Raw genomic sequence first — 22,616 nt, 5'->3', positions numbered from 1 at the left:
ACAACCTTTGTTACCGACCGCGCAGGAACAGCGCATCGAGTTCCCGCACCGTGAGCTGGCGCCAGGTCGGGCGCCCGTGGTTGCACTGGTCGGAGCGCTCGGTGGCCTCCATCTGGCGCAGCAGGGCGTTCATTTCGTCCAGGGTCAGTTTGCGGTTGGCGCGCACCGCGCCGTGGCAGGCCATGGTGCCCAGCAGCTCGTTCTGGGCGCGCTGGACGACCGTGCTGGCGTCGTGCTGGGCCAGCTCGGCCAGAACGCTGCGGGCCAGTTCGACCGGGTCGCCGTCGGCCAGCGTGCCGGGCACCGCCCGCACCGCCAGGGTGCGCGGCGAAAAAGGCGTGATTTCCAGCCCGAGCGTCGGCAGCACGGCCGCGCAGGCCTCCGCAGTGGCGACTTCCTGGGGGGTGGCGGCGAAAGTTGCGGGAATCAGCAAGGGTTGGCTGCTGATCGCCGCGCCGTCGAGCTGCGTCTTCAGGCGTTCGTAGACGATGCGCTCGTGCGCCGCATGCATGTCGACGATCACCAGCCCCTGGGCGTTCTCGGCCAGGATGTAAATGCCCTGCAGCTGGGCCAGTGCCCGGCCGAGCGGCCAGACCGGCGCGTTGTCGGCGTCCGGCGCTGGCACGACCGGTGCGCGGGCGGCGGTCGCGCCGGGCAGGAGGTCGGCCCAGGTCCGCGGCGCCGCCGGCGCGGTGGTGGGCGCGCCGGGCCACATGGCCGCAGCGTCGCCCAGGCCGCGCTCGGCGGCGAAGTGCATGCGCGGCTGGGTCCAGGCCGGTGCAGCCGCTGCGGGGGCCAGCGGGGCCGGAAACAGCGAGACGGCCGCCGGGCTCTCCGCCTCGCCGGCCCGCGGCGCCGCCAGCGCCTTCTCGACCGCCTGGCGCACCGCCTGGTGCACCTCGCGGCCGTCGCGGAAGCGCACCTCGATCTTGGTCGGATGCACGTTCACGTCGACCCGCGCCGGGTCGATGCTCAGGTACAGCGCATACACCGGCTGGCGCTGGCCATGCAGCACGTCTTCGTATGCGCTGCGCACCGCGTGGTTCAGCACCTTGTCGCGCACGAAGCGGCCGTTAACGTAGAAGAACTGCTGGTCGGCGCGCGAGCGCGCAGCGTCCGGTATGCCGGCGCGGCCTTCCACCTGCACCGCGCCGAGCCGGTGCGCGACCGCCACGCTGCGGGCCACGAAGTCGTCGCTCAACGCATCGACCAGGCGCGGGTCACGGCCGGCGGTGGCCCGCCACTGCTCGACCAGCTTGCCCTCGTGCCAGACGGCGAAACCGACCTCGGGCCGCGCCAGTGCATGGCGACGCACCGCCTCGACGCAGTGCGCCAGTTCGGTGGCGTCGGTCTTCAGGAATTTGCGGCGGGCCGGCGTGGCGTAGAACAGTTCGCGCACCTCGACCGTGCTGCCGACCGAGCGCGCCACCTGGCGCAGTTCGCCAGTGCGGCCGTCGAGCGCGTAGGCCGCGTCGGCGTCGCGCGCGCGGGAATGCAGGGTGAGTTCGGCGATGGAGTTGACCGCAGCCAGCGCCTCGCCGCGAAAGCCCATGGTGCCCACCGTCTCCAGGTCGCCCAGGCTGGCAATCTTGCTGGTGGCATGTCGACGCAGCGCCACCGACAGCTCGTCGCGCGGAATGCCGTGGCCGTCGTCTTCGACCGAGATCAGCCGCACGCCACCGGCCGACAGCCGCACCGTGACCTGGGTGGCGCCGGCGTCCAGCGCGTTGTCCACCAGCTCGCGCACCACCGAAGCCGGGCGCTCCACGACTTCGCCGGCGGCGATCTGGCTGATCAGCTCGTCGGGCAGTTCGCGGATCGGGCGGCGACCAGCGTCGGTCAAGGGAGGGAGGGAAGATGGGAGGGCGCTCACCAGGGGCATTCTAGAAGTCGGCATCGGGATAATGCGCGGCATGGACATCGTGCACTTTCTTCTAGATTTCATCCTCCACATCGACAAGCACCTGGAAGCTTTCGTCATCGCCTACGGCCCCTGGGTCTATGCGCTGCTGTTCGCCATCGTGTTCGTGGAGACCGGCGTCGTCGTTATGCCCTTCCTGCCGGGCGATTCGTTGCTCTTCATCGTCGGGGCCTTGTGCGGCATCGGCCTGATGAGCTTTCCCATTGCCTGCGTGGTGCTGATCGTTGCGGCCATTCTGGGCGATCAGTGCAACTACAGCATCGGCCGGTATTTCGGGCCGAAGGTGTTCCAGTGGGAAGACTCGCGCTTCTTCAACAAGAAGGCCTTCAACCAGGCGCACGGCTTCTACGAGCGCTATGGCGGCGTGACCGTCATCCTCGCGCGCTTCATGCCCTTCATCCGCACCTTCGCGCCTTTCGTGGCCGGTGTGGCCGAGATGAACCGCGCCAAATTCACGATGTTCAACGTCGTCGGCGCGCTCATCTGGGTGCTCGGCATCGGCACCGCCGGCTACTTCTTCGGCAACCTGCCGCTGGTGCGCCAGCACCTCGAGAAAATCATCTGGGGCCTGATCCTGATCCCTGGCCTCATCGCCATCTTCGGCGCCTGGCGCGCCGGCCGTGCCGAGAAGGCGCGGGCCGCAGCGCAGCCTCAAGCCTGATCAAGCCCAAACGAAAAAGGCGCACCGTAGTGCGCCTTTCTTTCTCCGGGAGAGTGCCTCAATACCGGGGGCCGTTGTTTGGGTAGTAGTAGCGCTGCTGGTTGCGCTGGTCGGCGTTGCGGCCCACTTCGTTGCCGACCAGGCCGCCGATCGCTGCGCCGCCAACGGTCGCTGCCGTGCTGCCGCCGATCGCATTGCCGATCAGCGCGCCGCCGACGGCACCGCCTGCCACACCCAGCTGCTGGTTCGGGCCCGTGCCGGCGCAGCCGACCAGGGTCATGAGCGAAGCGGCCGCTGCCGTGCTGATCCAAAGACGTGTCTTCATGGTGTCCACCTTTCGATGATGTGATGAAGCCATTGTCTGGATCCTCGGCGCGGTACCTGTAGGAACAGATCGCCGCTGCCTGCGCGACGGGGCGCGCGATCCCTGCGGGACAGCCTGGCTTGGCCGTGCTTACAGCTGCCGGCTGCGCGCCAACGGCGGATTCTGCGCAAAGTAGCGCTGAATGCCGCGCATCAGCGCATCGGCGAGGTCTTCCTGGTACTGCGTGCTGCGCAGTTTCGCCTCTTCGTCCGGGTTGCTGATGAACGCGGTCTCGACCAGCACGCTTGGAATGTCGGGCGCCTTCAACACCGCGAAGCCGGCCTGCTCGACCTGGCCCTTGTGCAGCCGTGCGCCGATGTTGCGGATCTCGCCAAGCATCGCGCTGCCGAGCTTGAGGCTGTCGTTGATCTGCGCGGTGGTGCTCATGTCGAGCAGCGCGCGCTGCACCTGCACCTCGTGCGCGCCGACGTTGAGCCCGCCCACCTTGTCGGCCTGGTTTTCCTTGTTGGCCATCCAGCGCGCGGCGCTGCTTGAGGCGCCCGACTGGCTCAGCGCGAACACGCTGGCACCGCTGGCCGCGGGCGTGGTGAAGGCGTCGGCATGGATGCTGACGAACAGGTCGGCCTGCACCCGGCGGGCCTTCTGCACCCGCACGCCCAGCGGCACGAAGAAGTCGGCATCGCGGGTGAGGAAGGCCCGCATCGGGCTGCCGCCCACATTGGCGGCATTGATGCGTTCGCGCAGACGGTGCGCCACCTGCAGCACGATGTCTTTTTCGCGCGTGCCGTTGGGGCCGATGGCGCCCGGGTCTTCGCCGCCATGGCCGGGGTCGAGCGCGATGATGATGATGCGGTCGGTCCGGCTGGCGGTGGCCGTCGCCGGCGCTGCGCCGCGTGCCGCGGGCGGCGCCATCGGCTTGATCGGTGCGGTCGCCACCACCGGCGGCAGGGTCGGCGGCGCCACCAGCGGCGGCGCGCCGCCGCGGCCACCGGAGGTCTGCGGCGCCGCCCGGGCTGCCTGCTGCGCCATCAGGTCGCCCAGCGGGTCGGTGCCGGCAACGCGGGGCGCGTCGCGCAGGCGCTCGGCGATCAGTGCCTCCATCGGATCGACCGGCCGTTCGGGGTACAGGTCGAGCACCAGCCGGTGGTGGTAGGCGGCGATCGGTGCCAGCGAGAACACCTGCGGCTGCACCGCCTGCTTCAGGTCGAAGACGATGCGCACCACGTTCGGCGCGAACTGCCCCACGCGCAGCCCGTTGATGTACGGGTCGTCGGGCTTGATCTTGCCGACCAGGTCGCGCAGCGCCGGGTTCAGCTGGATGCCTTCGATGTCGACCGCCAGCCGCGGCGGGCTGCCCACGGTGAGCTGCTGGGTCTGCAGCCGGCCGTCGGACTCGATCGTGACGCGGGTGTAGTCGTTCGCGGGCCAGACGCGCACCGCCATGATGGTGGCGCCGCGTGCAATCTCCTGCACGCCCAGCAGCAGCACCAGGCTACCGGCCTTCAGGAAAGCCCGGCGCGGCGATGAGGTCGAGGGCTGTGCCTTCGTCATGCGGCAGCGGCCGCCAGCAGCGTGTTGCCGCGCGGCGTGCCGGCGGTCAGTTGGACGGTGCGGGTGTCGTCGGTCATGGCTTCGATCCTAAGGGTGAGGTCCGCGGGCGGCAGGTAGCCCGCAGCATGGTCCGGCCACTCCGCCAGCTTGAGGCCGGGGCCCGCGAAGAGATCGCGAAAGCCCGCGTCTTCCCACTCGCGCGGGTCGCTGAAACGGTAGAAGTCGAAGTGAAAGATGGGCAGGCCGTCGGGCGCTTCGTGCGGCTCGACGACCGCATAGGTCGGGCTCTTGATGCGGCCCGTGATGCCGAGCGCGCGCAGCAGGTGCCGCACGAAAGTGGTCTTGCCGGCGCCCAGGTCGCCCTGCAGCGCGATGAAGGCATCGCGCACCGCCGGTGCTGCTGCGAGCGCACGCGCGAAGGCTTCGGTGTCGGCTTCGCCGCGCCACGTGAGGGTCGTGCTGGAAAGGGGGCCCAAAGGGTCGTCCTGCTGTGAATGAAGGGTGGTTTCCTGGCGCTCGGAGGTGCTCCAGCCGGTCCCCATCCCATGGCTGTTCGGACGGTCACCGCTCGGAGCGCGGTCCTTGGATCCAAAGCTTAGCAGCACTGCGTCACGCGGCATCGCGGTCGCGTACCTGGACGATGGCTTCGGCCCGCGTGCGCACGCCGAGCTTGTCGAAGATGCTGGAGACCTGGTTGCGCACGGTCTTCTCGCGCTTGTGAAGCTGGCGCGCGATGGCCGAATTGTCGAAGCCCGCCACCACCAGGCGCAGGACATCGCGCTCGGCCGGTGTCAACCGGGCTTCGCTGGCGGCGGCGTCGGCCGCGGGCATCGCCGCCACCTTCAGGAAGCCGGCCACTTCCGCGAGGAAGTGCGACCACGCGGGCTCGCTGTCGAGCAGCACATGGTTGTCGCTGTCCAGCGGAACGAAGCGCGCGCCCGGAATCAACGCGGCCAGCTGGCGGCCTTCGTCGAACGGGACCCGGGCATCGCCCCGCGCATGCAGGACCAGCGTGGGCACCTGCAGGCGATACGCCAGGTCGGACACGTCCACGCGATGGAACGCCTCGAGCGTGCGCGCGGCATTGTCCGCGCTGGACGTCAAACGCTCGAGCTCGTTCCACCACTGGTGCTGTGCCGGCGTGCCGCCGGGAATGAAGAGGTTGGTGAACACCTGTCGGAAGGCCGGGTTGTCGCGTCCCCAGCCCAGCCGGATCAGGTTCACCAGCGTCTGGGCCTCCAGCCGGTCCTTGTCGCTCGCGGCGCGCACCAGCGCCCCGCGCGCATAGGCACCCACCAGCACCAGGTGCGACACCCGCTCGGGATGGCGCAGCGCATACGCGACCGCCACGGCGCCCCCTTGGGACATGCCGATGAGCGGGAAGCGTCGCAGCCTCAGGCTGTCGACCACCGCTTCGAGGTCGCCCACCCAGGCATCGAGCGACAGATCGGACACCTCGCGGTCGGACAGGCCGCAGCCGCGCTGGTCGTAGCGGATGTAGGTGTGATGGCGTGCCAGTTCGGCCAGCCAGGGGCGCCACACCGGGCTGGTCTGGTCGTGCTCGACATGGCTGAGCCAATGCGCGGCGCGAACCAGCGGCGGACCGGACCCGACCGATGCGACCGCGATCCGCGTGCCGTCCTTCGCCGTGCAGAAGCGGAGCGTCTGGCGGAACTGCATGCGGCATTATCCGGCGCGGCTTCCCGTGGATGCCGGCAGATGGGACAGACGGCCCAAGAACGGCGCGCTTTCGCGGGCCGCGCGCGCGTGAGCGGGACATCGCGCCCATGCGTGGCGGGCGCGGTTCTCGAATGATGCAACGACGTCGATCCGACGCATCACCCGAGAGGATCTGCCATGTCACCCACCCCCGCTTTCACCGACACGCAGCGCTATGCGAGGACGATCGAGGCGTCCAAGCGCGTGCGCTGGGACATCGACCGCGACGTCATCCGCGGGCGCGAATTCCATCTCGCCGACAGCTTTCTTCCGGAAGGGCTTTCGCTGGTCGATGAGCTGCCCGGGCTGGACGCGCGCGAGAAGCTGTTCATGAGCCAGGTGCAGGGACGGACCTACGCCAACATGTTCGGGCTCGTCGAGCGCTTCATCGGCGCCAAGATGCTGGAGGTGAGCCGCGACCACTGGCTGGGGGACCAGACCGCGCTCGAGGCCATCGTCCGCTTCACCGACGAGGAACTGAAGCACCAGGCGCTGTTCAGGCGCATCGAGGCGCTGGTCGCGGCCCGCATGCCCGCCGGCTACCGGTTCGACGTCGCGCCCAACGATGTCGCCGGTTTCGTGCTGGGTAAAAGCACCTGGGCGGTGCTGGCGCTGACCTGCCACATCGAGCTCTTCTCGCAGGCGCACTACCGCGCCAGCATCGACGGCGCCGAGGGGCTGTCGCCGCTCTTCAAGGATGTCTTTTTGTACCACTGGAAGGAGGAGTCGCAGCACGCGGTCATCGACGAACTGGAGTGGGCCCGCGAGGACGCGAAGCTCGCTTCGGATGCCGAGCGCGACCAGGCGGTGGACGACCTGATCGCACTGATCGCGGGCGTCGACGGCATCCTGCAGGCGCAAGCCCGATGCGACGCGGCGTACTTCCTGGACGCGTGCGGCATGGGCGATGACGACGAACGTGCCCCGGACGTTCACGCCGTGTTTCTGAAGGCGTATCGGTGGCAGTACATCGTCTCGGGGGCGGGCGAGCCTCGCTTTCAAAAGGTGCTCGCCAGCCTGGTGAACGCATCGCAGATGCAGCGCATTCAGCTCGCGCTCGCGCCGTTGGCCCATGCCGTGCCGCGCGTCGCCATGGCCATGGCGGCATGAACCCGTCGCCTCAGTGGATGACCTTGTCCGCGCGGTTCAGCACCGAACGCGGAATGGTCAGGCCCAGCTGCCTGACCGTCTTCAGGTTGATCAGCAGCTCGAACTTGGTGGGCTGCTCGATCGGCAGGTCGGCCGGGCGCGCGCCCTTGAGGATGCGGTCGACGTAGCGCGCGCCGTCCTTGCCCTCGGTGCCGTAGCCGGGGCCGTAGGCCATCATGCAACCGTTCTCGGCGTAGTCGCCGCGCGCGCAGATGGTGGGAAGGCGGCGTGCCAGTGCCAGCTCGGCGATGAGCTTCTGATTGGAGTTCGCCATCGGGTTGAGCGTGACCCAGACCGCGCCGCTCCTGGACCGCACCGCCTCGGCGAAGGCCGTCGCATAGTCCGACGCATGGCTGGTCGGCATCGACACCAGCGTCAGCCCCAGCTTGCGCGCCGGATCCTGGCTCGCGTCCCACTGCGGAATGGAACCGGGCGCCTGCGGGTCCCACATGACGGCGATGCGTGTGACCTCGGGCAGCACTTCCTTCAGCAGCTCGAGCCGCTTGCCGCTGAGGATGGCCGCGACATTGGTGATGCCCGTGCTGTTGCCACCCGGGTGCGCAAGGCTCTTCGCCAGGCCGATGGCGATCGGGTCGGTCACGCCCATGAAGACGATCGGCGTCGTCGTGGTGGTGCGCTGCGCCGCCTGCGCCGCGTTGGACGTGACCGCCACCAGCACGTCGATGTCCTGCCCGATCAGCTCGGCCGCAAGGCCCGGCAGGCGCTGCAGGTCGCCGCTCTCGTGCCGGTACTCGATCAAAATGCTCTGGCCTTCGACATAGCCCAGGTCGCTCAGTCCCTTGCGGAATGCGGACAGGCGTGGCGCGTCGGCACTGGCAGAGACGGCGGCCAGGTAGCCGATGCGCGGGATGCGCCGCGCCTGCGCTTGCGCCCCCTCGGCCCACAAGGGCACGAGCGCCCCCAGCACCACGCAGAGCCACCGGCGCGTCGTTCTGCCGAGCGGGATTGGGAAGGCCATCTCGCTGCCATTCTGCGCCGCCCGATGCGCCGGGGAACACCACCGTCGCGCTAGGCGCATCGGCCATGCGGCCTACCCGCACCGGCTTCCCATCGCGCGGCACGGCGGGTCCAATCACGGGCGTGATGTCTCTCCCGGACTCCTCGCCCCATCCGCTGCCGGACGCGCGCGCGTCGCCATCGGGTGTGAAGCGCCTGTTGCTGTGGTCGCCCGCCACGCGCGAGATCCATCGTGGCCGGCTGTTTCGCCGCTACCTGCTGCTGATGCTGTTCCTGGTGACGATGGTGCTGGGTGTCTCGAGCGCCATCGGGCTCTATTTCTCCTACCAGGAGAACAAGTCCGCGCTGGCCAGCCTGGAAAAGGAGAAGGCCATCAGCGCCGCATCGCGCATCGAGCAGTACGTCCAGCAGATCACCCAGCAGCTGGGCTATGCGTCCCTCGCGCAACTCGATGCGTCCGACCTGGAGGCACGCCGCACGGAGTTCTGGCGGCTGCTGCGGCAGGCGCCCGAAGTGACCGACATCGCGCAGCTCGATCGCCGCGGTCGCGAGCAGATCGCGGTCTCGCGGCTGGGGCTGGACACCATGGGTTCGGCCGTCGATCGCTCCGCGGAGCCCGGCTTCCGCGAGGCCGTGGCCGACGCGCCCTGGTTCGGTCCGGTCTACTTCAACCGCGACACCGAGCCCTACATGACGGTAGCCATCCGCGCCGGCGGCGACCAGGGTGGCGTGACGATCGCGCAGCTGAACCTCAAGTTCATCTGGGACGTGGTGTCGCGCATCCAGGTGGGCCAGAACGGCAAGGCCTATGTCGTCGACCGCGACGGCCTGCTGGTGGCCCATCCCGACATCGGGCTGGTGCTGCGCAAGACCAGCGTCGCCGCACTGCCGCATGTGAGCGCGGCGGCGAAGGGCGGTGCCTCGCACGACGAGGCCATGGTCTCGCAGGACCTCCAGGGCGCGGCCGTCCTGACCTCGACCGCGCTGATCCCGCCGCTGGGCTGGCGGGTCTTCGTGGAGCAACCGATCTCGGAGGTGTACGCCAAGCTCGATGCCTCGATCCTCCGGGCGGTGGTGCTGCTGCTGGCGGGCCTTGTGGTCTCGGCGCTGGCCGCGTCGCTGCTGGCCCGGCGCATGGTGCAGCCGATACGCACGCTGGCGCGGGGCGCGCGGCGCATCGGCGAAGGCGAGCTCGACCAGCAGATCGTGGTGAACACCGGCGACGAACTCGAGGGACTGGCCGCACAGTTCAACCGCATGTCGGCCCAGCTGCGCGAGTCGTATGGGGAGCTCGAACGCAAGGTGGCGGTGCGCACCGCCGAACTCAGCGCATCGCTCGAGTTCCAGACGGCCACGGCCGAGATCCTGCGTGTTCTGAGCCGATTGCCGACCGATCTGCAGCCGGTGCTGCAGGCCGTGACGCAGCGGCTGCTGACGCTCTGCCGCGCGCAGGGTTGCCGGATCTGGCTGCCGGAGGACGACGGCCTGCGTGCCGCGGCCGGCCATGCGGGCCACCACGACGACGTCGACCCGCCACCCTTGCTGGCCTTCGACGACACGGCCCTGGTCGCGCGTGCGTTTCGCGAGGCGCACACGCTGCACGCCGAGGGCGTCCGTTCGATGCTGGCCGTGCCGATGCTGCGGGAAGGCACGGCCGTGGGCGTGATCGCCGTTCTGCGCGACGCACCCGGCGGCTTCTCGGCGGCGCAGGTACGCCTGGTCGAGACCTTTGCCGACCAGGCGGTGATCGCCATCCAGAACGCGCGCATGTTCCGGGAGATCGAAGAAAAGAGCCGGCAGCTCGAGGTCGCCAACCGCCACAAGTCGGCCTTTCTCGCGAACATGACCCACGAATTGCGCACGCCGCTCAACGCCATCATCGGCTTCTCCGAGGTGCTGAGCGAGGGCATGTTCGGCGACATCAACGAGCGGCAGCTCGAGTACCTGCGCGACATCCATTCGTCCGGCCGCCACCTGCTCTCGCTGATCAACGACGTGCTCGACCTGTCGAAGATCGAGGCGGGCCGCATGGAGCTGGACCTGAGCTGCTTCAACCTCGGCCTGCTGCTGGACGATGCGCTCACGCTGGTGCGCGAACGTGCGCAGCGTGCCGGCCTCTCGCTGTCCGTGGAAGTTGGGCCAGGGATGGAGGAATGGATCGCGGACGCGCGCAAGGTCAAGCAGGTGGTGATCAACCTGCTGTCGAACGCGCTGAAGTTCACGCCGCCGGGCGGCAGCATCCGGCTGTGCGCCCGCCGCGCCGATGTCGACGCACAGCCGATCGCCGAACTGAGCGTGTCCGACACGGGCGTGGGGATCGCGCCGGAGGACCAGACCATCGTCTTCGAGGCATTTCGCCAGGCCGGCGGCGACCGGGTGCGCAGCGCGCAGGGCACGGGCCTGGGCCTGCCGCTGTCGCGTCGCTTCGTCGAACTGCATGGCGGCCGCCTGAGCCTGATCAGCCGGCCCGGCGAGGGCTCGACCTTTCGCTTCACCTTGCCCTTGCAGGGCCCGGAGATTCCGGCGTGAGCGCGGCGGCGATCCTGATCGTGGACGACGTCGACCGCAACGTCCGGCTGCTGGCCGGCATCCTGCAGGCGCGCGGATTCCGCACGCGCACCGCGGACTCCGGCGAGGAGGCCTTGCGCTGCATCGTGGCGGACCCGCCGGACCTGGTGCTGCTCGACGTGATGATGCCCGGCATGAACGGCTACGACGTGTGCCGCGCCATCCGGGCCGACCCGTCCTGCGCCGTGTTGCCCGTGGTGCTGGTGACCGCGCTCGATCCGGAGCAGGAGCGGGTCAAGGGGCTGGAGGCGGGCGCGGACGATTTCCTGAGCAAGCCGATTCACCAGGCCGAGCTGATGGCGCGCGTGCGCTCCCTGTTGCGCGTCAAGTCGCTCTACGACGAGGTCCAGCGGCAGCGCCTCGAGCTGCAGGCCTGGAACCGCACGCTGGAACAGCGCGTGGAGGAGGGCGTGCGCCAGCTCGAACGCGTCGGCCGGCTCAAGCGCTTCTTCTCGCCGGCACTGGCCGAGGCCATTCTCGCGGGCGGCGCCGACGACCCGCTGCGCAGCCACCGCTGCGAGATCACCGTGGTCTTCCTCGACCTGCGCGGCTTCACGGCCTTCACCGAGACCTCCGACCCCGAGGAGGTGATGGGGGTGCTGGGCCAGTACCACGCGGCCATGGGCCGGCTGGTGCTGGTGCACGAGGGAACGCTGGAGCGTTTCTCGGGCGACGGCATGATGATCTTTTTCAACGATCCGCAGCCGCTGCCCGATGCGCCGGAGCGGGCGGTGCGCATGGCCATCGAGATGCAGCGCGCGATGGCCGTGCTCAGCACCCAGTGGCGCCGCCGCGGCTACGACCTGCACATGGGCATCGGCATCGCGCAGGGGTTCGCGACGCTCGGCGGCATCGGCTTCGACGGCCGCATCGACTACGGTGCGATCGGCACTGTGACGAACCTGGCCGCACGCCTGTGTGGCGAGGCAGCGGGCGGGGAAATCCTCATCTCGGCGCGGGTCCGGGCCGCCGTACAGGAGGCGCAGGACAAAGGCACGGGCGGCGTGCGGTGGCGCATCGAGGACGCCGGTGAACTCGACCTGAAGGGCTTCCACCGGAAGGTGCGCGCGGCGCGCGTGCTGGGCGTGGGTTCAGGGCAGGCGAACGATGCCGATTGAAACCAGCACCTGCCACGCCGGCCGTCGACAGACATGCTGGCCGCATGTCCCCATGACGGCCAGCCACACGTGGCGGTCAGCGGGCCACCGAGCCATCTACCAGCTGCGCGCTGGTGATCACGGCCAGCTCGCCGCGGCGGATGCGCTGCACCTCGGCCACGAAGTCCGGGCCGTTGCGCATCTGCTCGAAGACAGCCAGCTGCGCGCGGAAGGCCGGCGCGTTCGGGTCGAAGTTCTCCTGACCCGCCACCTGGGCCATGCCCGAACGGATCCAGAGGTTCAGGTCGGCGGCGACCTCGGCGCGGGTCACGGCGCCGGTGGGCGTCGACGCGGGCCCGACCCGCAGTTCCTGCGGCACCGACGTTTCGGCGCGCGCGGCGATGAACGCTGCGCTCACGTCGTCGCGGCTGGCCGCGCCCACGGTGTGCAGCGGCGCGCCCACCCATGCTTCGGCCGGGACGGTCTGAGCGAAGACGGGCGCGACCAGCGCCAGGGCAGAGATGCTGAGAATTTGCTTGGTGTTCATGATGTTGACTCCGGTGGTTCGTGCGGTGAGCGGGGATCGCTGCCGTCACGGATGTCACTGTGCCGATCGGCGGCCGAAAGCGATGTGAGCCTGCTCACAGCTTTCGACAGGTCGTGCCGAGCTGACGTGCGATGACGGCCGGTCGCTCCAGCCTGGCCCTGAGCCGCATCGCGCTGCTGGAAGGCCTGTCGCCGGCGCGCCTGGATGCGCTCGCGCAGCGCTGTCGCTGGCAGAACGTGCCGGCCGGAAAGTCGCTGCTGGTGCGATCCGAAGCGCTCAGCGACGTGCACTTCCTGGTCGCCGGGCGCCTGCGTGTCACGACCTACGCCACCAACGGCCGGCAGGTCACCTTTCGGGATTCGACCGAAGGCGAGTACTTCGGCGACATCGCGGCCATCGACGGCAAGCCGCGCAGCGCGGATGTCGTGACGCTCAGCCCCTGCGTGGTCGCGGTGCTCGACCCCGAGGGCTTCCTGGCCCTGCTGCGCGAGGAGCCGACCGTGGCCCTGCGCGTGATGCGCGGCCTGGCCGCGCGGGTGCGCGAACTGTCCGAACGGGTGATCGATCTGAGCACGGTCGGGGTGCCGCAGCGGTTGCACGCGGCGCTGCTGCGCCTGGCGCAGGCCGCGGGCGTGGTCGACAACCGGGCGCGGATCGACCCGCTGCCCACGCACCTCGAATTGGCCAACCAGATCAGCACGGCGCGCGAGCAGGTCACGCGCGAACTCGGCATCCTGGCGCGTTCCGGCGTGGTGGCGAAGGACGGTCGGGCGCTGGTGGTGCTCGATGTGCGTCGGCTTCAGGATCTGGCCGAGGCGTCCGCTCCGATTCCTACAATCGGCCGGTGATCGGCAACCCTCCACTCGTTCATCGGATTCAGGCCTGGGCCCGGGAACTGGGCTTTTCCCGGATCGGCATCGCGGGCATCGATCTGTCGAGTGCCGAGGCCGGCCTGATGCAGTGGCTGGCCGAGGGCTTTCATGGCGAGATGCATTACATGGCGGCCCACGGCACCCGCCGCGCCCGGCCGGCCGAACTGGTGCCCGGAACGGTGTCGGTCATCACCGCGCGCATGGACTACCTGCCGCGCGCCAGCTCGGACGACTGGCAAGCGGTCGAATTCGATCGTCTGACGCGGCCCGGCGAGGCGATCGTGTCGCTGTATGCGCGGGGCCGCGACTACCACAAGGTCCTGCGCAGCCGGCTTGCGAAACTGGCCGAGCGCATCGCCGAAGAAGTCGGTCCCTTCGGCCACCGTGCCTTCACCGATTCCGCGCCGGTGATGGAAGCAGAACTCGCCTCGCGCAGCGGCCAGGGCTGGCGCGGCAAGCACACGCTGGTGCTGGACCGCGATGCCGGCTCGATGTTCTTCCTGGGCGAGATCTACATCGACATGGCGCTGCCGGAAAGCGCACCGGTCACGCCGCATTGCGGCAGCTGCAGCGCGTGCATCGACGTCTGCCCGACGCAGGCCATCGTCGCGCCGCAGCGGCTCGACGCGCGGCGCTGCATCTCGTACCTGACCATCGAGCATCCGGGGCCTATTCCGGTCGAATTGCGCCCGCTGATCGGCAACCGCATCTACGGCTGCGACGATTGCCAGCTGATCTGCCCCTGGAACAAGTTCGCAAAGAAGAGCGCGCTGCCCGACTTCGATGCGCGCGACGGGCTCACCGGCCGGGAGCTCACCGATCTGTTCGCCTGGACCGAGGACGAGTTCCTGCACCACACCGAAGGCAGCCCGATCCGCCGCATCGGCCACGAGCGCTGGCTGCGCAACATCGCCGTCGCACTGGGCAACGCGCTGCGCGCCGGGGAGGCCGGCACGCAGGAAGTGCTGGCCACGCGCACAACGCACCCGAGCCCCCTGGTGCGTGAGCACGTCGAGTGGGCCCTGGCACAGCACTACCATTGAGCCCCCGCGGTGCGCGACCAGCGCCGCGTCGATTTTCCTTCCCTTCTTGCCCCCTGGAGCCCTGATGCCGCTGCGCGAAAGCCTGCCCGATGAATTGATCGACAACGTCGCCGACCTGCTTCGGCTGCGCAACAAGGCGCAGGGTGGCGACCTGTCGGCCTGGGCCGAGAAGATGCTGCAGACGGCGTGCCGGAGCATCGACTGCTTCGTCGAGCCGGCGGCGTCGGTCGAGGCGGTGGCCCAGTGGGAGGGCAACGGCGGGGCCGGCGACCTGCGGGCGCAGAAGGCCCGTGCCCCTTCGCGCGCCAAGAAGTGGGCCGGGCTGCACTGCGAGGTCGCGATGCCGGCGGCCCAGCTCTTCGACGACCTGACGGCGCTCGGGCCGGTGCCCGGTGCGCCGCGGGTGCGCGAGGTGCTGGAGACCGCCGACATCGTCTGGCTGACCAAGGCGCAGGTGGCCGAGCTTCCGCGCGGCTACCGCGATTGGCGCGCGTTCAGCAAGACGCTGCAGCTCGCACCCAAGCGCTGACCGGCGCGCAGCGCCTGTCGCCGCGCGGGCGTCAATCGTCGTGCGAATCGTGCGTGGCCGCGCTGCCGGCGCGCCAGTAGCCCGACGCCCGGATCCACTTCGGGTTGGCGCGGCATTCATCGATCAGGTGGGCGCGCAGCGCCTTCGCATGTGCCGATTCGCAACCGATCCATGCGTGGAAGGCACCGGTCGGCAGCCGTGCCGCATGCAGCGCAGCGAGCAAGGGCGGCGTGCTTTTCTTCGCAGCGCTTCGCGGTGCACCCAGGTGATCGCGACGTCGGCCCGGCTCGGCAGCTCGATCTGGTCGGCGGCGCTGTCCACCTCGGCCAGCACGACCGCGCGCGCGCCGGCCGGCAGTTCGGCCAGCCGCCGCGAGATGGCGGGCAGGGCGGTATCGTCGCCGATCAGCAGGTGCCAGTCGAAAGCGGTCGGCACGATGAAGGAGCCGCGCGGGCCGCCCACGCCGAGGCGCTGCCCGGCGGCGGCCTGTTCGGCCCAGCGGGTTGCGGGGCCGGCCTCATGCAATGCGAAGTCGATCTCCAAGGTCTGCGCCGTGGCGTCGTAGCGGCGGGGCGTGTAGTCGCGCATCGTCGGCTTGCGGCCTTCGGGCCAGATCGGGCCGTCCGGGCCGGCGCTCGGCAGCGTCAGCGCGCCGGTGGTCTCGTCGGGAAAGAACAGCTTCACATGGTCGTCGAAGCCGGGGCTGGTGAAGCCTTCGAGGGCGTCGCCGCCGAGCGTGACGCGCACCAGGTGCGGTGTGACGCGCTGCACAGTCCGTACCGTGAGTTCGCGAAAGCGCAGCGTGTGGCGCACGCGCTGCGGTGTGCGGTCGGGGGCGGTGTTGGCGTCGTTGGTCGTCATCAGATCTGCTCCAGTTGTTGCGCCGCGTGGTCGAGCACCGCCGCGAAGGCGTTGGCCTGCGCAGCCGTCAGCGGCTCGCGCGACAGGCGCATGCGCATCGCCAGCTTGAGGTTTTCGATGGCACGCATCACCTGCGGCGGGCGTCCGCCGCGCGGACCGGCGCCATCCGCGCCGCCCTGCATGCGGGCCAGCAGGCCATCGACGGTGGCGCGGTTCTCCTCGAGGAAGGCCAGGCCCGCATCAGTGACGCGGTAGCGCTTGCGGCCGCCGGCGTCGGCCTCGTCGACCGCGAGCTGGCCCAGTTCCTCCAGCAGGGTGAGCGTCGGGTAGACGGTGCCGGGGCTCGGGCTGTAGGCGCCGCCGAGGCGGTCTTCGATCGACTTGATCAGTTCGTAGCCGTGGCTCGGCTTGTCGGCGATCAGCTGCAGCAGCACGAAGCGCAGGCCGCCGTGGCCGAAGACGCGGCCGCCGCGCGGCGTGTCGCCGCCGCCGTGACCCCGGCCGCCGCCCAGGCCGTCGTCGTGTTCGCCGCGGCGAATGCAGGCGGGGTGGTGATGGTGATGGGAATGGTGAGGATGCGGGTGGTGCATGGCGTTCTCTTCGTTATATCTAATTCAACAAAGATATATCTAAACTGAATCGAAGTCAACACGGGTACGAAGATGCGCTAACGGTGCGCTGGCGGCTCGTGGGAACTCAACGGCTTGCGCAACAGCTGTGATCGCCCGCAGCGCGGTCGCAGCCACAGTGGACGAATTGGCGCTCGCAGGGCTTCAGGTTTTGAGCCTGTCCCAGAGATGCGACCGTCAGCTCAGGGGCCGAAGCGGTAGGTCTTCTGTGCACCCGGCCGCTTACGGATCAGGTGTCAATTGATGAAGTCAAGCGAATTGAATCTGAACCTGATTGACGTTGCGACACTAAGGCAGGCTGCCGCGCTCACTCTCAAAGTGGCTGCCCAGACCGGGGGCATGAAAGCGCACTGTGAAGACAGCGCCCGTACGCTCTCGGTTCGCAAATCCGAATTCACCACCGAGCTTCGCAACGGCTGACGAAATCACCTGCATCCCGAGACCGTTCTTCGCGCGAGGATCAAAATCAGTTGGCAACCCGTTGCCGTTGTCCGAGACAATCAACACACTGCTTCCTGACCTATCGCTCTCGAGTGAAACGGTGATTTTGGAGGCGCCCTGCTTGGTCGCATTCGTCACAAGTTCATTGACGATCAATCCCAGCGAAATGATGTCTTCGGTCGCTAGCTCAAGATTAGTTCCTTCGGCTACGGGAGACAAAACTTCCACGCCAAGAATGGACGAGAGATCAGCGCTAAGCCGGCAGAGGTATTCCCCCGCCTTGGAGCTGGCGACATTGCCTCCCGTGGAAACATGCTTGTGAACTTTCGCCACGGCAGCCACGCGGCCGGCCGCACGTGCGAGTTCGGAGCGCGCATCCGTCACTGGCGATTTGCTTTGAAGAAGCAGCAGCGAAGAGACGACCTGAAGGCTGTTCATCACCCGGTGCTCGATTTCCTTCGCCATCAACTCGGAGCGCTGCAAAGCTGCTTCCTTCTCGGCGACCGCTGATGAGAGCTTGCCCACCGCGGTGCGAGCAGCAAGCCGGAGTTCCATCTGGTCCATTACCAGCGCGGCCAAGTGCTCCAGCTGCGCAATCTGCTCTTCAGAGACCGTATGCGCTTCCTTGTCGATCACGCACAGCGTTCCAAGGTTGAACCCGTCGGAGGTTTTCAGTGGAATGCCCAGGTAAAAACGTAGCCCGAAATCGCCTGCTACCAACGGGTTCGCAATCGAACGCGGGTCTAGCTTGGCGTCGTTCAGCAACCAGGGGCCATCTTGAAGAATGGCCGAAGCGCACAGGCCGGGGTCGCGGCCGATCTGGTTGACCTCAAGCCCGTGGTGGGACTTGAACCAAATGCGATCAACGTCCACCAAACTGATAATGGAAATGGGAACCGAAAAAAGAGCGGCCGCCATGGCAGTGACGCGGTCGAAGACACCGTCCGGTGGGGTGTCAAGGACGTCGTATCGGCGGACAGCAGCAAGACGCTGAAACTCTTCTTGAGGGTAAGCGCTCATCCACTGCTCCAAGAGGCAAATTGCAGACAACAGCCCCGTGGCTATGTAACAAGACCCGACCCCATCGATGTTAACCGGGAAGTACTCAATTTGGCTTCCAACGCTGCGCGAAGACGTACATCCGATCTACGAACAACGGACGCGATGTACCGCGCGGGGCGGCGTCCGGGAGACGTGGACTCGTGGCGCCTCTGCGACTGACTACCCCACCGCGCCCGCGGCGTGCCCATCCCCGTCCTCGACGCGCAGACGCGGCAGGAACTGCGGGTACTCGCGCTGCATGAAGTCGATCACGCCCTCGCGCACCGCGCAGCGCAGGTCGAAGGCCAGGCTCGAATTGGCGGCGGTGCACAGCACGCGCAGCTGCATGGTGCGTTCGGTGGCGTCGGTCACCTGCAGGTTGAAGAAGCGGCCGTCCCATTGCGGCGCCGCCTTCACCAGCCGCTCCACCTCTTCGCGCAGGGGCGCGAGTGGCAGGCCGTAGTCCGCATAGACGAAGACCGAGCCCAGCAGCTGCGAACCGGTGCGGGTCCAGTTCTGGAAGGGCTTCTCGATGAAGTAGCTGAGCGGCAGGATGAGCCGCCGGTCGTCCCAGATGCGCAGCACGACGAAGGTGCCGGTGATCTCCTCCACGCGGCCCCATTCGCCCTCGACCACCAGCACGTCGTCGATGCGGATCGGCTGGGCCAGCGCGATCTGCAGCCCGGCGATCAGGTTGCTGAAGACCGGCTTGGCCGCCAGACCGGCCACGATGCCGATGACGCCGGCCGAGGCCAGCAGGCTGGCGCCGACCTGGCGCGCGCCGGGGAAGGTCATGAGCATCATCGACGCGCCCGCCACCAGCAGCATGCTGTTGGTGGTGCGCGCCAGCACCCGCGTCTGGGTCAGCACGCGGCGGGCCTGCAGGTTGTCGGCCGCGTCGTAGGGGTGCTTGGCAATCAGGCCATCGGCAAAGCCGTTGACCGCCCGCACCGTGAGCCAGGTGGCCGCGGCGATCAGCAGCAGGCCGTTGAAATGGCGCACGCTGGCGATGAACCGCAGCGCGTCGGGCGCCGCCTGCCACACCACCTGCAGCGCGATCAGCGGCAGCAGCAGCTGCGCCGGGCCCTTGATGTTGACCAGCAGCCTATGCAGCACCAGCGTGTGGCGGGTCAGCCTCTGCAGCACGATGCTCGCCACGCGGTGTACCAGCAACGCCAGCACGACGGCGATCAGTGCCGAGACGACAGGGGTGAACCACGGGTGGCCGAGCAGCATGGCTTGGGTCATCGTTCGGGGGGCTTTCAGGACGTGGCGGTTTCGGCCGAGTCGTCGAGGGACTGCAGGATGCGTGCCGCGTCGTCGCGCAGCTGGCCCGAAATGGCCGTGGCCAGGTCGAGCCGGCGCAGCAGCCAGGGGCTGATGTCGTTCTCGAACGGGTCCGGCAAGGGGATCGGGCCGGCCAGGGCGGTGGCCGGCGGGCTCGAGGGCAGGTCGCTGCCCGCAAGGGGGGCGCTGCCGATGGCCGCCTCGATGCGGGCGGCGGTGCGCTGCAGCGGGCCCTCGATGTCGGCCGCCGTGAGCCGGTCGCGTCGCAGCACCAGCATCGACTTGACGGCGCTGAGCTGCGCCAGCAGTTGGTAGCTGTGGGCCTGCAGATGTTCCAGCGGCGCGATGGGCGGGCGCACGGCACGCGGTTCGGACAGCGAGCGCTGCGTGGCCTGCACCAGGGCCGACAGGCTGTCGAAAGCCTCCTTGCGCGCCAGGCGCCATTCGAGTTCGGGGCTGCTGTCGACTGCCTTGAGTGGCCCCAGGCCGAGCGCGAGCCGCGCATGCCGGGCCTGCGCCTCCAGCGTGCGCGCCACCAGCGACGGGATCTGGCTGCGCTCCCACGACGGCAGTACATAGCAGAAGGCCCAGGCCAGCGCCGCGCCGATCAGCGTGTCGGCCATGCGCTCGAGCAGCGCGAAGGTGGGTGCCGCGCCGGTGTTGAGCATGTGCGCCTGCACCAGGCCGAGCACCGTGGCCGCGACCGAGGTGATCAGGTAACGCCGCACCGCGAAACCGTGCGCAATGGCCTGCGCCACCACCGACGCGGCCAGCAGGCCCAGCGGGCCCGGATGCGCCGACAGCAACGCCACCGCGAACACGCAGCCCAGCAGCGTGCCGGCCACCCGGCTGTTGCGACGCTCCAGCGTCTGCGACAGGCTGCCGCGCAGCACGACGACGATCGTCAGCAGGATCCAGTAGTCGTGCGAGCCCCAAGGCAGCAGCAGGGCGATGCCGTAACCCGCCGCGATGGCCAGCGCGGCGCGGATCGCGTGGCGCAGCGGCGGGGCGTCCCAGCGCCAGAGGGTGAGCAGCGGCCGCCACGACCAGTCGGTCGGGCTCACGAACATCTGCCAGTTGGCCCGCACCACCGCGAGGTCGGGCGCGATTTCGCCGCGCGCCAGGGCGACCAGGCGCAGCACCTCGTCGTTGATGTGGCCGATGCGGCTGGCCAGGCCCCGCGCCAGCATGGCCGCGGTGGGGCCGTGCTGGCCTTGCGCATGCGTGGCCTCGTGCGGCAGGTGGATCGCCGCCAGTTGCGGGCGGCGGTCGGTCACCCGGTCGGGGGTGCGTGCCAGCAGCAGGGCGTCGGCCAGCGCCGCGGTGTCGTCGGCCAGGCCCTCGAGCACGCGGCGCATTTCCATCAGCGCCGGCGCGTGGGCCGGGTTGGCTTGCAGGGCCTCCAGGTCGAGTTCGCTGGCGAGCAACTGGTCGCGCATCTCCAGCACGATCACCAGCATGCCCGCCAGCCGCTGGCGGTAGGGCGTGCGCGGCGACTCCAACACGATGTCGCGCGTGGCCTGCAACTGGTCGGCCAGCGCCGCCTGTTCGCGCAACAGCCGGCCAAGCAGCGGCGCCGGCACCTCGCGCACGTCACCGGACTCGTCGCGCGAACTGAACTGGCTGGCCTCGGTGCGCATCAGCGCCGCCAGCGACAACAGCACATCGGCCGTGGCCTGCATGCGGTAGCGGCCGTTGAGCGCCAGGTTGGCCAGCACGGCGTACACCACGTACAGGCCGGCGCCCAGGCCGAAGATCAGCGTGCGGTCGATCGCCTGCGACAGGCCCTCCGGTTTCGGCGTGGCCATCGAGAAGATCATCGAGAACATCACCGCGATCGCGATCGGGATGCCGCGCTTGCCCCAGGCCATGGCGATGAAGGCCAGGAAGGTGGCCGGCACCAGCAGCAGCCCGAGCCGGATCGGCGCCGCGTGCAGCAGTTGCACTGCGAAGAAGAGCGGCAGGCCGATCAGCGGTGCCGGCAGCATCTGCCAGAACTTGCCGCGGCGCGGGCCGGGGAGGTCGGGCGGGGCGGTGACGATGACGCCGACCGCGGCCGAGGCCGCAGCGAAGGCGCCGAGCCAGGCATGCACGCCGGCCGAGATCAGCAGCAGCCCCAGCGCGACCGACAGCCCGTTGGCGATGTAGTGGCTCAGCGCAACGCGCAGGGCGGCGCGGCTGCGCTGGACGGCGGCGCGCGGCGCCTGCATCAGGATTCGGTCGGCTTGCCCTCGGCCGGCGGGACAGCCGTGCCGCCGGCCGGTTCGCGGCGGATGCGGGTGAGCTTGCGCGGCGCGGGCGCTGCCGCCGGTGCGGCGGCTTCGCTGCCTGCCGTCTCTTCGGCATCGGCGGCGATGGTGCTGCGGGCGTAGATGTCGGCCGATTCGGCGTCCGCGTCGGGCGCGATCGAGGCCGAGACGGCGCGGGCACGGTCGCTCGCACGCATCTTGGCGTCGAGGCCGGCGAACTTGGAATACTTCGACAGCAGCGGCACCAGCTGGCCGTAGATGCGCGGCGCGCCGGCCAGGCATTCGCGCTGGTCGAGGAACTCGGGCTCGCCGGTGAAGTTGCCGATCAGGCCGCCGGCCTCGGTCACCAGCAGCGAACCGGCCGCCACGTCCCAGATGCTCAGGCCGGTCTCGAAGAAGCCGTCGGTGAAGCCGGCCGCCACATAGGCCAGGTCGAGCGCCGCGGCGCCGGGCCGGCGCAGGCCGGCCATCTTGGGCATCAGGTCGGACATGATGGCCAGGTACTGCTTGAAGTTGTCACCGGTGCGGAAGGGGAAGCCGGTCGAGATCAGGCACTCGTGAAGCTGGGTGCGCTTGGAGACGCGGATGCGCCGCTCGTTCATGAAGGCGCCGCGGCCCTTGGTGGCGGTGAACAGGTCGTTGCGGCTCGGGTCGAAGATGACCGCCTGCTCGACCTTGCCCTTGACCGCCAGCGCGATCGACACGCAGTAGACCGGGAAGCCGTGGATGAAGTTGGTGGTGCCGTCGAGCGGATCGATGATCCAGACGTAGTCGGAGTCCTTGGCGCCGTGCTCGGTGCCGGATTCTTCCGCCAGGATGCCGTGGCCCGGGTACGCGGTGAGCAGCGTCTCGATGATGACGCGCTCGCTGGCGTGGTCGACCTCCGTGACGAAATCGTTCACCTGCTTTTGCGAGATGCGAACGGCTTCGACGTCGAGCGCGGCGCGGTTGATGATGGCACCGGCGGCGCGGGCGGCCTTGACGGCCACGTTGAGCATGGGATGGAGGTTGGGCGACGACATGAATTGTGGGAAGAGCGGGCGAGGGCACGGGGCCCCGGGAAATGCGGCCCGGCGATGCGGGCGGCGAACGATGACCTATTTTCCCATAACCCGCCGGGCCGCGCCCCGGGGATGGCGAATCAGGGC

General features: G+C 69.1%; 19 protein-coding genes and 1 pseudogene. 7 read left to right on the top strand and 13 right to left on the bottom strand.

Features of this window, described 5'->3' with window-relative positions; genetic code table 11:
- Positions 1-10: 10 nt before the first annotated feature.
- Positions 11-1,882, bottom strand: coding sequence for a DNA mismatch repair endonuclease MutL (gene mutL / locus ACSFBE_RS04855; RefSeq protein ID WP_435489245.1), 1,872 nt, complete (start codon positions 1,880-1,882; stop codon positions 11-13).
- Positions 1,883-1,913: 31 nt separating this feature from the next.
- Here mutL and ACSFBE_RS04850 point away from each other — a divergent pair, with 31 nt between their 5' ends.
- Positions 1,914-2,582 carry a DedA family protein gene (locus ACSFBE_RS04850; protein ID WP_435489244.1) on the top strand — a complete coding sequence of 223 codons (669 nt, stop codon included), beginning with the start codon at positions 1,914-1,916 and terminating at the stop codon, positions 2,580-2,582.
- Between the two features lie 58 nt (positions 2,583-2,640).
- On the opposite strand, the gene ACSFBE_RS04845 is transcribed toward ACSFBE_RS04850, so the two are convergent.
- The 4 genes from ACSFBE_RS04845 to ACSFBE_RS04830 all read right to left on the bottom strand — a co-directional run bounded on the left by ACSFBE_RS04845 (position 2,641) and on the right by ACSFBE_RS04830 (position 6,138).
- Positions 2,641-2,907 (bottom strand): glycine zipper domain-containing protein, encoded by a 267-nt coding sequence (locus tag ACSFBE_RS04845; RefSeq protein ID WP_435489243.1) that lies wholly within the window; start codon positions 2,905-2,907, stop codon positions 2,641-2,643.
- A 129-nt stretch (positions 2,908-3,036) separates the two neighbouring features.
- Positions 3,037-4,458: an N-acetylmuramoyl-L-alanine amidase gene (locus tag ACSFBE_RS04840; protein WP_435489242.1), complete on the bottom strand. Its 1,422-nt coding sequence runs from the start codon at positions 4,456-4,458 to the stop codon at positions 3,037-3,039.
- Positions 4,455-4,934, bottom strand: a complete 480-nt coding sequence (gene tsaE / locus ACSFBE_RS04835) for a tRNA (adenosine(37)-N6)-threonylcarbamoyltransferase complex ATPase subunit type 1 TsaE (RefSeq protein ID WP_435489241.1) — start codon at positions 4,932-4,934, stop codon at positions 4,455-4,457. Before tsaE ends, ACSFBE_RS04840 begins: the two co-directional genes overlap by 4 nt.
- A gap of 133 nt (positions 4,935-5,067) precedes the next feature.
- Positions 5,068-6,138 (bottom strand): alpha/beta fold hydrolase, encoded by a 1,071-nt coding sequence (locus ACSFBE_RS04830; protein ID WP_435489240.1) that lies wholly within the window; start codon positions 6,136-6,138, stop codon positions 5,068-5,070.
- Positions 6,139-6,315: 177 nt separating this feature from the next.
- On the opposite strand from ACSFBE_RS04830, the gene ACSFBE_RS04825 reads away from it, so the two are divergent.
- Positions 6,316-7,287, top strand: a complete 972-nt coding sequence (locus ACSFBE_RS04825) for a hypothetical protein (RefSeq protein WP_435489239.1) — start codon at positions 6,316-6,318, stop codon at positions 7,285-7,287.
- Between the two features lie 10 nt (positions 7,288-7,297).
- Here the strand turns inward: ACSFBE_RS04825 and ACSFBE_RS04820 are convergent, their stop codons facing one another.
- Complete coding sequence (locus tag ACSFBE_RS04820) at positions 7,298-8,305, bottom strand: ABC transporter substrate-binding protein (RefSeq protein WP_435489238.1); 1,008 nt, start codon at positions 8,303-8,305, stop codon at positions 7,298-7,300.
- Between the two features lie 125 nt (positions 8,306-8,430).
- Here ACSFBE_RS04820 and ACSFBE_RS04815 point away from each other — a divergent pair, with 125 nt between their 5' ends.
- Entirely contained in the window at positions 8,431-10,833 is a 2,403-nt protein-coding gene (locus ACSFBE_RS04815; protein ID WP_435489237.1) for an ATP-binding protein, read from the top strand.
- Positions 10,830-11,990 carry an adenylate/guanylate cyclase domain-containing protein gene (locus ACSFBE_RS04810; protein ID WP_435489236.1) on the top strand — a complete coding sequence of 387 codons (1,161 nt, stop codon included), beginning with the start codon at positions 10,830-10,832 and terminating at the stop codon, positions 11,988-11,990. The genes ACSFBE_RS04815 and ACSFBE_RS04810 overlap by 4 nt, the downstream gene beginning before the upstream one ends.
- A gap of 76 nt (positions 11,991-12,066) precedes the next feature.
- Here ACSFBE_RS04810 and ACSFBE_RS04805 read toward each other — a convergent pair whose 3' ends face one another.
- The gene (locus ACSFBE_RS04805) at positions 12,067-12,516 is read right to left on the bottom strand and encodes a hypothetical protein (protein ID WP_435489235.1); all 450 of its coding nucleotides are present in this window, start codon (positions 12,514-12,516) and stop codon (positions 12,067-12,069) included.
- A gap of 131 nt (positions 12,517-12,647) precedes the next feature.
- On the opposite strand from ACSFBE_RS04805, the gene ACSFBE_RS04800 reads away from it, so the two are divergent.
- The 3 genes from ACSFBE_RS04800 to ACSFBE_RS04790 all read left to right on the top strand — a co-directional run bounded on the left by ACSFBE_RS04800 (position 12,648) and on the right by ACSFBE_RS04790 (position 14,960).
- Positions 12,648-13,364 carry a Crp/Fnr family transcriptional regulator gene (locus tag ACSFBE_RS04800; RefSeq protein WP_435489234.1) on the top strand — a complete coding sequence of 239 codons (717 nt, stop codon included), beginning with the start codon at positions 12,648-12,650 and terminating at the stop codon, positions 13,362-13,364.
- Complete coding sequence (gene queG / locus ACSFBE_RS04795; RefSeq protein ID WP_435489233.1) at positions 13,361-14,431, top strand: tRNA epoxyqueuosine(34) reductase QueG; 1,071 nt, start codon at positions 13,361-13,363, stop codon at positions 14,429-14,431. Before ACSFBE_RS04800 ends, queG begins: the two co-directional genes overlap by 4 nt.
- Positions 14,432-14,495: 64 nt before the next feature.
- Positions 14,496-14,960 carry a hypothetical protein gene (locus tag ACSFBE_RS04790; RefSeq protein ID WP_435489232.1) on the top strand — a complete coding sequence of 155 codons (465 nt, stop codon included), beginning with the start codon at positions 14,496-14,498 and terminating at the stop codon, positions 14,958-14,960.
- A gap of 31 nt (positions 14,961-14,991) precedes the next feature.
- Here ACSFBE_RS04790 and ACSFBE_RS04785 read toward each other — a convergent pair.
- The 6 genes and pseudogenes from ACSFBE_RS04785 to ACSFBE_RS04760 form a co-directional block, all read right to left on the bottom strand.
- A pseudogene (locus ACSFBE_RS04785) lies at positions 14,992-15,821 on the bottom strand (siderophore-interacting protein).
- The gene (locus tag ACSFBE_RS04780; protein ID WP_435489231.1) at positions 15,821-16,411 is read right to left on the bottom strand and encodes a PadR family transcriptional regulator; all 591 of its coding nucleotides are present in this window, start codon (positions 16,409-16,411) and stop codon (positions 15,821-15,823) included. The pseudogene ACSFBE_RS04785 and the gene ACSFBE_RS04780 overlap by 1 nt, the downstream one beginning before the upstream one ends.
- Before the next feature lie 327 nt (positions 16,412-16,738).
- A complete protein-coding gene (locus tag ACSFBE_RS04775; protein WP_435489230.1) occupies positions 16,739-17,911 on the bottom strand; it encodes a GAF domain-containing protein in 1,173 nt (390 codons plus the stop codon).
- A 201-nt stretch (positions 17,912-18,112) separates the two neighbouring features.
- Positions 18,113-19,180 carry a mechanosensitive ion channel family protein gene (locus ACSFBE_RS04770; protein ID WP_435489229.1) on the bottom strand — a complete coding sequence of 356 codons (1,068 nt, stop codon included), beginning with the start codon at positions 19,178-19,180 and terminating at the stop codon, positions 18,113-18,115.
- A 14-nt stretch (positions 19,181-19,194) separates the two neighbouring features.
- On the bottom strand, positions 19,195-21,429 hold the full coding sequence (locus ACSFBE_RS04765) for an FUSC family protein (protein WP_435489228.1): 2,235 nt from the start codon (positions 21,427-21,429) through the stop codon (positions 19,195-19,197).
- Positions 21,429-22,490 carry an inositol monophosphatase family protein gene (locus tag ACSFBE_RS04760; RefSeq protein ID WP_435489227.1) on the bottom strand — a complete coding sequence of 354 codons (1,062 nt, stop codon included), beginning with the start codon at positions 22,488-22,490 and terminating at the stop codon, positions 21,429-21,431. The genes ACSFBE_RS04765 and ACSFBE_RS04760 overlap by 1 nt, the downstream gene beginning before the upstream one ends.
- Positions 22,491-22,616 lie beyond the last annotated feature (126 nt).

The sequence above is a fragment of the Variovorax sucrosi genome (assembly GCF_051216635.1).
Lineage (GTDB): Bacteria > Pseudomonadota > Gammaproteobacteria > Burkholderiales > Burkholderiaceae_C > Variovorax.
This window is presented reverse-complemented; position numbering and strand designations above follow the sequence as displayed.